At 61.5% G+C, this 11,696-nt stretch carries 11 protein-coding genes and 1 pseudogene; 10 read left to right on the top strand and 2 right to left on the bottom strand.

The window, feature by feature from the left end; genetic code table 11:
- Positions 1-9: 9 nt before the first annotated feature.
- The 10 genes from FFS64_RS26400 (at position 10) to FFS64_RS26355 (ending at position 10,334) form a co-directional block, all read left to right on the top strand.
- A complete protein-coding gene (locus FFS64_RS26400; RefSeq protein WP_137807740.1) occupies positions 10-888 on the top strand; it encodes an amino acid ABC transporter permease in 879 nt (292 codons plus the stop codon).
- 10 nt (positions 889-898) lie between these two features.
- Complete coding sequence (locus tag FFS64_RS26395) at positions 899-1,663, top strand: amino acid ABC transporter ATP-binding protein (protein WP_095194808.1); 765 nt, start codon at positions 899-901, stop codon at positions 1,661-1,663.
- Positions 1,664-1,701: 38 nt separating this feature from the next.
- Entirely contained in the window at positions 1,702-2,526 is an 825-nt protein-coding gene (locus FFS64_RS26390; RefSeq protein ID WP_137807739.1) for an ABC transporter substrate-binding protein, read from the top strand.
- A gap of 159 nt (positions 2,527-2,685) precedes the next feature.
- Positions 2,686-3,534 carry a polysaccharide deacetylase gene (locus FFS64_RS26385; RefSeq protein WP_137807738.1) on the top strand — a complete coding sequence of 283 codons (849 nt, stop codon included), beginning with the start codon at positions 2,686-2,688 and terminating at the stop codon, positions 3,532-3,534.
- Positions 3,527-4,414, top strand: a complete 888-nt coding sequence (locus tag FFS64_RS26380) for a polysaccharide deacetylase (RefSeq protein ID WP_137807737.1) — start codon at positions 3,527-3,529, stop codon at positions 4,412-4,414. The genes FFS64_RS26385 and FFS64_RS26380 overlap by 8 nt, the downstream gene beginning before the upstream one ends.
- A complete protein-coding gene (locus FFS64_RS26375) occupies positions 4,411-5,760 on the top strand; it encodes an MmgE/PrpD family protein (protein ID WP_137807736.1) in 1,350 nt (449 codons plus the stop codon). The genes FFS64_RS26380 and FFS64_RS26375 overlap by 4 nt, the downstream gene beginning before the upstream one ends.
- A gap of 107 nt (positions 5,761-5,867) precedes the next feature.
- Complete coding sequence (locus tag FFS64_RS26370) at positions 5,868-7,046, top strand: MFS transporter (RefSeq protein WP_137807735.1); 1,179 nt, start codon at positions 5,868-5,870, stop codon at positions 7,044-7,046.
- Positions 7,047-7,206: 160 nt separating this feature from the next.
- Positions 7,207-7,914: an HPP family protein gene (locus tag FFS64_RS26365; RefSeq protein ID WP_137807734.1), complete on the top strand. Its 708-nt coding sequence runs from the start codon at positions 7,207-7,209 to the stop codon at positions 7,912-7,914.
- A 158-nt stretch (positions 7,915-8,072) separates the two neighbouring features.
- Positions 8,073-9,179: an enoyl-CoA hydratase/isomerase family protein gene (locus tag FFS64_RS26360; protein WP_137807733.1), complete on the top strand. Its 1,107-nt coding sequence runs from the start codon at positions 8,073-8,075 to the stop codon at positions 9,177-9,179.
- A gap of 3 nt (positions 9,180-9,182) precedes the next feature.
- Entirely contained in the window at positions 9,183-10,334 is a 1,152-nt protein-coding gene (locus tag FFS64_RS26355; RefSeq protein ID WP_137807732.1) for an acyl-CoA dehydrogenase family protein, read from the top strand.
- Between the two features lie 108 nt (positions 10,335-10,442).
- On the opposite strand, the gene FFS64_RS26350 is transcribed toward FFS64_RS26355, so the two are convergent.
- Positions 10,443-11,216 (bottom strand): enoyl-CoA hydratase, encoded by a 774-nt coding sequence (locus FFS64_RS26350; RefSeq protein WP_137807731.1) that lies wholly within the window; start codon positions 11,214-11,216, stop codon positions 10,443-10,445.
- A gap of 15 nt (positions 11,217-11,231) precedes the next feature.
- A pseudogene (locus FFS64_RS26345) lies at positions 11,232-11,696 on the bottom strand (acyl-CoA dehydrogenase); the annotation flags it as partial.

Below are 11,696 nucleotides of genomic sequence, written 5' to 3'. Positions count from 1 at the left end.
GAAACAACCATGAGCCAGACACAGGCAGAACGACTCCAGGCGGAGCGCAAACTGGCGGAAAACCAGTTTGACATTACCCAGTACCAACACGTACCACGGCGCTACTACGGGCGGATCTTCTTCGCCACAGTGATCGTCATCGCGCTGCTGGGCCTGGTGCGTGCTTTCGCCGAAGGCAAGATCGAATGGTCGTACATCGGCCAGTTCCTCACCTCCCAGGCGATCATGTGGGGCTTGCTCAACACCATCGTCATGGCGGTGCTGGCAATGGCCCTGGGCATCGTGTTCGGGGTGATCACGGCGATCATGCGCATGTCGGCCAACCCGATCCTGCGCTACGTGGCGCTGACCTACACCTGGCTGTTCCGCGGTACGCCGCTGATCCTGCAGTTGCTGTTGTGGTTCAACCTGGCGTTGATCTTCCCCACCATCGGCATCCCCGGACTGTTCGAATTCGACACCGTGAGCCTGATGACGCCGTTCGTGGCGGCCCTGCTCGGTTTGAGCATCAACCAGGGCGCTTACACCGCCGAAGTGGTACGCGCCGGCCTGCTCTCGGTGGACACCGGGCAATACGAAGCCGCCAAGTCGATCGGCATGCCGCGCCTGCAAGCACTGCGCCGGATCATCCTGCCCCAGGCCATGCGCATCATCATTCCACCGGTGGGCAACGAGTTCATCGGCATGGTGAAAATGACCTCGCTGGCGAGCGTCATCCAGTACTCGGAACTGCTCTACAACGCCCAGAACATCTACTACGCCAACGCCCGCGTGATGGAACTGCTGATCGTCGCCGGTATCTGGTACCTGGCCACCGTCACCGTGCTGTCCTTCGGTCAAAGCCGCCTGGAGCGTCGTTTCGCTCGCGGCGCCGGCAAGCGTTCCTGAGGAGACCGACATGAGAAGCATCGTCAAGGCCGTGAGCCTGAACAAATACTACGACCATTTCCACGCGCTCAAGGACATCAACATCGAAGTCGAGCAAGGCGAAGTGCTGTGCATCATCGGCCCGTCCGGCTCGGGCAAAAGCACCTTGCTGCGCTGCGTGAATCAGCTGGAAAAAATCGACAAGGGCGGCCTCTGGGTTGACGGCGAGCTGGTGGGTTACCGCATCGTCGGCAACAAACTGCACGAACTCAACGAGACGCAGATCGCCCGCCAGCGCCTGTCCACCGGCATGGTGTTCCAGCGCTTCAACCTGTTCCCGCACATGACCGTGCTGCAAAACATCATCGAAGGGCCGTGCCAGGTACTCAAGCGTTCGCCCAAGGAGGCGCACGAAGAAGCCGTGGAACTGTTGGCCCGGGTCGGCCTGGCCGACAAGCGCAACAGCTACCCGATCGAACTCTCGGGTGGCCAGCAACAACGGGTGGCGATTGCCCGCGCCCTGGCCATGCGGCCCAAGCTGATGCTGTTCGATGAACCCACTTCGGCACTCGACCCGGAACTGGTCGGTGAGGTGCTGTCGGTGATGCGCGACCTGGCGCAGACCGGCATGACCATGATCGTCGTCACCCATGAACTGGGCTTCGCTCGTGAAGTCTCCAACCGCATGGTGTTCATGGACGGCGGGCAGATCGTGGAGGCAGGAAGCCCCGAAGAAATACTAATAAGTCCGCAAAACCCACGCACCCAAAGCTTCATTTCTGCCGTTCGAACCTAAACGCCGACTGGCGTAACAACACACATAAGAGAACGACCATGAAGAACCTCGTTATCCCAGCAGTACTCGCAGGCCTGATGGCTTCCAGCGTCACCTTTGCCGCTGAATTGCCGGCCAGCATCAAGGACAAGGGCGAGATCGTTGTCGCGATCATGCCGAACTACCCGCCGATGGATTTCAAGGATCCGGCCACCAACACCCTTACTGGCCTGGACGTGGACCTGGGCAACGCCCTGGCCGAACGCCTTGGGGTGAAGATCAAATGGCAGGAAACCGGCTTCGAACAAATGATCAACGCCCTGACCACGGACCGCGTGGACATGGTGCTGTCGGGCATGACCGACACCAAAGAGCGTCAGGCCAGCGTGACCTTCGTCGACTACTTCACCAGCGGCCCGCAGTTCTACACCCTGCAGAAAAACAAGGACACCAACGAAATCACCGACCTGTGCGGCAAGAAAGTCGGCACCAGCCGCCGTACCACCTTCCCGGCGGAAATCGCCGAGTGGAGCAAGGCCAACTGTGAAGCCGCCGGCAAACCGGCGATCAACGTGATCGGCACCGAAGGCTCGGCCGACGCCCGGGCGCAACTGCGCCAGAGCCGCATCGACGCCGCCATGCAAGGCAGCGAAACCCTGCCCTACCTGAAAACCCAGGAAAAGGACATGTACAAGACCGTGGGCCTGCCGATCTCTTCGCAGTTCACCGGCCTTGGCGTGAGCAAGAAAAAGCCTGAATTGAGCGAAGCGGTGAAAGTCGCGTTGCAGAGCATGATCGACGACGGCAGCTACCAGGCAATCCTGAAGAAATGGGATCTGGAACTGGGGGCGATCAAGACCGTGACCATCAACGCCGGGAAATAAACAGGCAGCTGATCACCCTCCACTGTGGGAGCGAGCCTGCTCGCGAAGAGGCCCTGTCAGCAGACATTCATGTTGAATGACACACCGCATTCGCGAGCAGGCTCGCTCCCACAGGAGCTTTGTTCCGGTGTTTATTTATAGAGAGTTGGAGTACCAAAGATGTCCTCCTCACCCCAACCCACCTGGCCTGACCGGCACAAAGCCTGCCTGGCCCTGGCCTTCGACCTTGATGGCCCGACCGGCGATGCCATGCTCAACGGCTCGATCTGGCGTAAACCCGAATACTTCGGTTTCGGCGGCTACGGCCCGTATCGGGCACTGTCGCGGATTCTCGACCTGCTCGACGAGTTCCGTCTCCCGACGACGTTCTTCGTTCCGGCCTGGGTCGTGGAGAACTGGCCGAAACAGTGCCAGGCGATTGTCGAGCGCGGGCATGAGGTGGCGTATCACGGCTACAAACACGAATCCTTTTACGCCCTGACGCTGGAACAGCAGAAGGACGTGATGAAACGGTCCCGCGAGGTGTTCTGGAAGCACCTGAACATCCGCGCCGAAGGCTTTCGCACACCGTCCGGCGACTGGCGCGCGCAAACTCCGGCGATGCTGGTCGAGGCCGGCGTGACCTACTCCAGCAGCATGCGCGGCGATGACCGTCCGTACCTGGTGAATGTACCGGGCCACGCCACGCCGCTGGTGGAAATCCCCGGGCGCTGGGAAATGGACGACTACGCCTCCCTCGCCTACACCCGGGCGCCGGACTTCCCTTCCGGGCTGGACCGCACCGCCAGCTACGCGCTGACCCTCGACAACTGGTGCCGCGAATACGACGGCGCCATGGATGAAGGGCTGTGCCTGACGACCCTGTTCCACCCCAAGATCACCGGCAAACCGGGGCGCATCCTGTTGCTGGAAAAACTCTTCGAACACATGCGTCAACGCGACGACGTGTGGTTCGCCACCTGCCGCGACGTCGCCCAGTGGTGGCTCAAGGAGCATCACCATGGCTGAGTCCACTGTCTGGCCCAAGGGCTATCGCTGCGCGGTGGTGCTGACCGTCGATTACAACGACATCCACGGCATCCTCACCCAGGCCCCGGAAGTCGCCGGGCGCGACAAGACCTTGTCGGTGTGGCGTTACGGCACGCAACGGGGCGTCGAACGTTTGCTTGCGCTACTCAAGGAGCTTGATGTCACCAGCAGCTGGTTTGTTCCCGGCGTCGTCGCCGAGGAAAACCCCGAACACCTTCGCGCGATCCAGGCCGGCGGCCATGAGATCGCCTGTGCCGGGTATCGCCATCAGAACTACGACAACCTCGACCTGGCCGCGCAGAGCGCCGACATCGCCAAGGGCTGCGAAACCTTGGCGGCACTGACCGGCCAGCGTCCCACGGGGTTTCGTATCCCCGCCGGCAATGGTGCACCGGGCTTTATCGAAGCGTTGAGGGATCAGGGTATTCGCTGGTCATCGTCATGGCGCGGCGATGACCTGCCGTTCGCGCACCCGACTTCGCCTGAGGTGATCGAGTTGCCGCTGCACTATGAGTTGGAAGACGAACCCTATTTCGCCTTCAACCTCAGTCCTGCCGTGCCACCGGCGCAATCGCGGATCGCTTCCTACAGCCACACCCTGGGCAATCTGCAAATGGACTTCGCCGGGTTTCATCGCTTCGGCCTGTGCTACGTGCTGCGCCTGCACCCGGAAATCATTGCAACACCGGGGCGGATCGGGGTGTTGCGGGAGTTGCTTGAGGGAATTGTGCAGCACGATGACGTGTGGATCGCCACGGGTGCCGAAGTCGCCCGATGGTGGGCTGAATCGGCGGCACCGGTCACCCAGGATCATCCGGCGTCGGTGTATGAACGTCATTACCGGGACTACATCGTATGACTGAACGGATGCAGCGACTGGCGCAATTCTGCGTCGATACGACGTTTGCAGATTTGCCACCGGCACTGGTGGAACAGGCCAGGCGGCACATCCTCGACACCTTCGGCGCGTCCCTGGCCGGGGCTGACAGCGACATCGCAAAGCAAGCGCGTCAGGTGTTCGACGGTGAGCCTGGCAATACGTTGGTCTGGGGCACGAACCTGCGGGTCGGCGCGGCTCAGGCCGCCATGCTCAACGGCATCGCCGCCCATGCCCTGGAACTGGACGACACTGGAGGCTGCGACCATTCCGGCGCCGTGGTCTTGCCCGCCGTGATGGCGGCGGTGTCGATGTGCGGAAAACCCGTGAGTGGCCGTGAGTTGATCACGGCGGTGGTGATCGGTTACGACATCGGGCGTCGGGTACTCGAAGCCTGCGGTGGCTACTCGGCTCATAACGGCGCCGGTTGGCACTCCACGGCAACCTGTGGCGTGTTCGGCGCGGCCGCCGCCAGTGCGCGCATTCTTGGCCTGGATGCGCGGCAAACCCTGTCGGCACTGGGCATCGCCGGCAGCTTCAGTGGTGGTTTGTGGGCGTTTATTCACGACGGCTCGCAAAGCAAAAAACTGCACAGCGGCCGCGCCGCCGAAGGTGGCTTGCTGGCGGCGAGATTTGCCCAACAGGGGATCAGCGGACCAACGCAGTTGTTCGAGGATGCCTGGGGCGGTTTCCTCAAGACCCTGGCCGGTGACGCCGCACACCCCCAGGCGCTGGATGCAGACCTCGGCGTCGTGTGGAAACTCGCCCGCTGCTCGATCAAACCCTACGCCTCCTGCCGTGGCACCCATTCGGCCATCGATGCCTTGGGCTTGCTGTTGGAGCAGTTCCAGGTGCAGGTCGATCAGGTCGAAGACGTGCAGGTGTCATTGTGCGGATTCCTGCGGGACATGTGCGGCGGCCACGACGTCGACACCCTGGCGGCGGCGCAGATGAGCCTGCCCTATGCGCTGGCTGCATGGCTGGTGCACGGTCATTGCCGGTTGCAGGCCTACGACGATGCATCGCGAAACGATCCGCGAATCGCCCAGTGGATGTCGCGCATTCACCTTGAAGTGGACCCGCAACTGTCAGAGGATGGCGAGCCCTTGGTCACGCTGCGGACCGTGGACGGTCGGCAGGCGAGCCTGTGCGTTGAAGTGCCGTTGGGTGCGCCGGGCAATCCGTTGAGTGAGGGGGCACTGGAGGAGAAATTTTTCAGTCTGGCCGAGCGGGTGATGCCGCGGCGACAGGCCGGGGAATTGCTTGGGCAATTGTGGCGGCTGGAAGAGCTGGATTCGGTGGGCATGCTTGAGCGGTGGCTGACCTGATGAATGCGTCGCCTGGTCTGGCCTCATCGCGGGCAAGCCCGCGATGGCCCCGGCTCGGTTTCCCGTCGAACACTTGAACATCTGAAATAAGGACATTTGCACACACCGTGGCCACTTACTCCCTCATTGTCCGCCGGTTGATGATCGTTTCGCTGACCATCGTTGTCAGCCGTGCCATCACCAGCCCGTTGCTCACGCTGTTCTTGAGCAACAAACTCGGCCTCAACCAACAGGACGTTGGCTTGCTGCTCGGTATCGCGGTGTTCATCGCCACCCTGCTCGCCCTGTATGGCGGCTACATCATCGACCGCCTGGAAAAGCGCCGGTTGCTGATTCTGGCGATGCTTTCCAGTGCCATCGGCTTCGTGCTGCTGACCTTCGCCGAAAACCTCTACCTGACCACCGTCACCCTGGTGATCACCGAGACGGCCTCGGCGCTGTTTCTCATCGGTTCGAAAGCGATCCTCAGCGAAAACCTGCCCATGGGCCAGCGCGCCAAGGCGTTTTCCCTGCGCTACACCCTGACCAACATCGGCTACGCCACCGGTCCCATGCTGGGCGTGGTGATCGCCGGCTACTATCCGATCGCGCCATTCCTGATTGCCGGCGCCATCGCCTTTTTCAGCATCTTTCTGATGATCGGCATCCCGAAGGATTCGGCACAGAGCCCGGTCATTGGCCAACCGCAGAGCTTCCTCAAGACCCTGGTAACCCTGAAGAACGACCGCACCCTGATCATGTTCACCTGCGGTTGCCTGCTCAGCACCGTGGTCCACGGGCGTTTCACCCTGTACCTGTCGCAGTACCTGCTGGTGACCCACGATTCCAAAACCGCCCTGGACATCATGGCCGCCCTGCTCGCCTGCAACGCCATCAGTGTGATCCTGTTGCAGTACCAGATCGGCCGCTTCCTCAATCGCGAAAAGCTGCGGTTCTGGATCGCCGGTGGCACCAGCCTGTTCATTCTCGGTTTGATCGGCTTCAGCCTGGCCGACGGCATGGTCAGTTGGTGCGTGGCCATGTTCATCTTCACCCTCGGGGAAATGATCATTTACCCGGCCGAATTCCTCTTCGTCGACACCCTGGCCCCGGAAGAATTGCGCGGCAGTTACTACGGCGCACAGAACCTGGCGGCGCTCGGTGGCGCATTGAGCCCGGTGATTTGTGGCTTCCTGTTGATGCACACGCCGGCACCGACCATGTTCTATGCCTTGAGTGCACTCACCGCCATGGGCGGATTCCTGTGTTTCATGAGTGGCCGGCGCGTGGCGTTACATCAGAAATAATGAACTGAAGCTTCATTAATATGAATTTGTCAGCATCAGCAAGGATCGGCACACTGTCGTCGTTCCTCCCCCAATTGTTGGAACAACTTCAAGGGCTTTCTGGGTATCCCAGACAAGCCTTTTTTTTTCCTCGTTTTTTTGTCAACGGAATGGTTTCCTCATGCTCGCTCGCTGGTTGCCCGCCGCCATCAACACCCGCCCCACCGAATGGAGCCGCGCCGCCATCGGCATGGCCCTCGGAACGATGCTCAGCGTGTGGCTGTGCGGTCAGGTGTTCGGCATCGAGGTGGCGCAGCATTTGATCGGCCCGCTGGGGGCTTCGGCAGTGTTGTTGTTCGCGGTGTCTTCCGGCGCACTGGCGCAGCCATGGTCGATTGTCGGCGGCTACTTGAGCGCCGGCGTGGTTTCGCTGCTGGTGGCCTATGTGCTGGGGCGCACGCTGGGCAGCGCTTGCCTGGCGGCAGGCATGGCGCTGATCCTGATGTGCTGGCTGCGTTGCCTGCACCCACCGGCCGGCGCGCTGGCGTTGACGTTGGTACTGGCGGACCCGGCGACCATTGCCATGGACTGGAAAGCCCTCGGCCCGGTGATGCTCGGCGCTACGATCATGTTGCTCAGCGCCCTGGCCTACAACAACCTGACGCGCATCCGATACCCCAAGCGCCCCGCTGAACCAGTGGCTGTGGTGCCAGCCGACCATCCGCCCACCGACAGCCAGGCCATCACCGCCCAGGATTTGAAACTGGCGCTGGCCGACATGGAAGCTTTCTTCGACGTCACGCCTGAAGACCTGGAACAACTGATTCACGCCAGTGAGTTACATGCGAAACGTCGCAGTATTGGTGAAGTGCTCGGCAGTAGAACCTGAGGCTGCGCTCCCACAGGGGCGCGCGCGATCGTCATTGCAAATATGCAGCATGCCCCTGCACATTTCCCCGTTGTACATCACAAATTTGCACTGTTACGATCCTGCATCGCTCGCGCGCGAGCTTCTCTATAAAGAACAATAAAAGCAGGGAGTTACTGATGACTGCTCAGGTTTCATCGAAGGCGGCCACGCCCATGGATGCCACACAAAATGAAGTGCTGGCCGAGGTTCGCAATCACATCGGTCACCTGACCCTCAACCGCCCCGCCGGTCTCAACGCCATCACCCTCGACATGGTTCGCCAATTACAGCGGCAACTGGATGCCTGGGCGGGCGACGCTAACGTACATGCCGTTGTCCTGCGCGGCGCCGGGGAAAAAGCCTTCTGTGCCGGCGGCGACATTCGCTCGCTCTACGACAGCTTCAAAAGCGGCGACACGTTGCACGAAGACTTCTTCGTCGAGGAATACGCCCTCGACCTTGCGATCCACCACTACCGCAAACCCGTACTCGCCTTGATGGACGGTTTTGTCCTGGGCGGCGGCATGGGTCTGGTGCAGGGCGCCGACTTGCGGATAGTCACCGAGAAGAGCCGTCTGGCGATGCCGGAAGTGGGCATCGGCTATTTCCCGGATGTCGGCGGCAGTTATTTCCTGCCGCGCATCCCTGGTGAACTGGGCATTTACCTGGGTGTCAGCGGCGTGCAGATCCGCGCGGCCGATGCCCTGTATTGCGGCCTGGCCGACTGGTACCTGGACAGCAGCAAGCTGGCTACGCTGGACGAAAAACTCGACCAACTGCAATGGCACGAGTCACCGCTGAAGGACCTGCAAGGCTTGCTGGCCAAACTCGCGGTGCAGCAACTGCCCAACGCACCACTCAAAGCACTGCGCCCGGCCATCGACCACTACTTCGCCCTGCCCGATGTGCCGAGTATTGTTGAACAATTGCGGGAAGTGACGGTTGCCGACAGCCACGAGTGGGCCACCACCACCGCCGACCTGCTGCAAACCCGTTCGCCGCTGGCCATGGGCGTGACGCTGGAGATGCTGCGGCGCGGTCGGCACCTGAGCCTTGAACAATGCTTCGCCCTTGAGCTGCACCTGGACCGCCAGTGGTTCGAGCGCGGCGACCTGATCGAAGGCGTGCGCGCCTTGCTGATCGACAAAGACAAGAACCCGCGCTGGAACCCGCCCACCCTGCAGGCGCTGGACGCCGCACACGTGGCAAGTTTCTTCAACGGGTTTGACCAGAGCGGGAGCTGAGCCATGCACGATATCGAATTGAGCGAAGAACAAGTCATGATCCGCGACATGGCCCGGGACTTTGCCCGCGGCGAAATCGCCCCCCACGCCCAGGCTTGGGAAAAGGCCGGCTGGATCGACGACGGTCTGGTGGCGAAGATGGGTGAACTCGGCCTGCTGGGGATGGTGGTGCCCGAGGAATGGGGCGGCACTTATGTCGACTACGTTGCCTATGCCCTGGCGGTGGAAGAAATCTCGGCCGGCGACGGCGCCACTGGCGCGATGATGAGCATTCACAACTCCGTGGGTTGCGGGCCGGTGCTCAACTACGGCACCGAAGAACAGAAACAGACCTGGCTGGCGGACCTGGCCAGCGGCCAGGCCATCGGTTGCTTCTGCCTGACCGAACCCCAGGCCGGTTCCGAAGCGCACAACCTGCGCACCCGCGCCGAACTGCGCGACGGCCAATGGGTGATCAACGGCGCCAAGCAATTTGTCAGCAACGGCAAACGGGCAAAACTGGCGATCGTGTTTGCGGTGACCGATCCAGACCTGGGCAAGCGTGGCATCTCGGCGTTCCTGGTGCCGACCAGTACCCCAGGCTTCACCGTGGACCGCAGCGAACACAAAATGGGCATCCGCGCTTCCGATACCTGCGCGGTGACGCTGAACAACTGCACCATTCCCGAGGCCAACCTGCTGGGTGAGCGCGGCAAAGGCCTGGCCATCGCGTTGTCCAACCTCGAAGGCGGCCGCATCGGCATCGCCGCCCAGGCACTGGGCATTGCCCGCGCGGCATTCGAAGCGGCACTGGCCTACGCCCGGGACCGCGTGCAATTCGACAAGCCGATCATCGAGCACCAGAGCATCGCCAACCTGCTGGCGGACATGCACATGCAACTCAATGCCGCACGGCTGATGATCCTGCATGCCGCGCGTTTGCGCAGCGCCGGCAAACCGTGCCTGTCGGAGGCCTCGCAGGCCAAGCTGTTTGCGTCGGAGATGGCCGAGAAAGTCTGTTCGTCAGCGATACAGATTCATGGCGGGTATGGCTATCTGGAGGATTACCCGGTGGAGCGTTACTACCGGGATGCGCGGATCACGCAGATTTATGAGGGGTCGAGCGAGATTCAGCGGATGGTGATTGCCCGGGAATTGAAAAACTACCTGGTTTAAACCCAAAAAGCTTCGCGAGCAGGCTCGCTCCCACAGGGGATCTCATGTACACCAGAGATCAACTGTGGGAGCGAGCCTGCTCGCGAAGGCGCCCGCACAAACGCTACATCACTTACCGACGAACTCAGCCTCACGCTTGGCAATAAACGCCGCCATCCCTTCCTTCTGATCCTGCGTCGCAAACGCCGCATGGAACACCCGGCGCTCGAAGCGCACGCCTTCGGACAGGCTCACTTCAAAGGCGCGGTTGACGCTTTCCTTGACCATCATCGCGATCGGCAACGATTTTTTGGCAATCAACGTCGCGACTTTCAACGCTTCGTCCAGCAGCTCATCACTCGGCACGATGCGTGCGACGATGCCGCAACGCTCCGCTTCCACGGCATCGATCAGACGGCCGCTGAGGCACATTTCCATGGCCTTGGCCTTGCCCACTGCGCGGGTCAAGCGCTGAGTGCCACCCATGCCCGGCAGCACGCCGAGGTTGATTTCCGGCTGACCGAACTTCGCGTTGTCACCGGCCAGAATGAAATCGCACATCAGCGCCAGTTCACAGCCGCCGCCCAGGGCGAAACCGTTGACGGCGGCGATGATCGGCTTGCGGCGGTTGGCCACGCGATCGCTGTCGCTGAACAGATCGTCGAGGTAGATCTGCGGGTAGGTCAGCTCGGCCATTTCCTTGATGTCGGCACCGGCGGCAAAGGCTTTTTTCGAGCCGGTCAGCACGATGCAACCGATGTTGGAATCGGCTTCCAGGCCGTCGAGGGCGTGGTTCAGTTCACTGACGATCTGCGCATTCAACGCGTTCAGCGCCTGTGGGCGGTTCAGAGTGATCAGGCCAACGCGGCCGTGGGTTTCCAGCAAAATCGTTTCGTAGTTCACGTAGTGTTTTCCTTCTCAAAGATTGCGCGAAATAACCATGCGCTGAATATCGCTGGTGCCTTCGTAGATCTGGCAGACCCGCACATCGCGGTAGATCCGCTCCAGCGGGAAGTCGTTCAGGTAACCGTAGCCACCGAGGGTTTGCAACGCCGAGGAACAGACCTTTTCGGCCATTTCCGAGGCGAATAGCTTGGCCATCGACGCTTCGACCAGGGCCGGTTTGCCGCTGTCTCTCAACGCTGCTGCGTAGTGCACCATCTGCCGGGCCACCGCAATTTGGGTCGCCATGTCCGCCAGGCGGAACGCGACGGCCTGATGCTCGATGATCGGCTTGCCGAAGCTCTCGCGTTCACGGGCGTAGTCGCGGGCCGCTTCGAAGGCGGCGCGGGCCATGCCCACCGATTGCGAAGCGATGCCGACACGCCCGCCTTCGAGGTTGGCCAGGGCGATCTTGTAACCCTCGCCTTCTTCGCCCAAGCG

This window comes from Pseudomonas sp. G(2018) (assembly GCF_005502415.1).
Classification (GTDB): domain Bacteria; phylum Pseudomonadota; class Gammaproteobacteria; order Pseudomonadales; family Pseudomonadaceae; genus Aquipseudomonas.
The sequence above is the reverse complement of the archived record's forward strand: the minus strand, read 5'-3'. Positions and strand labels throughout refer to the sequence as shown.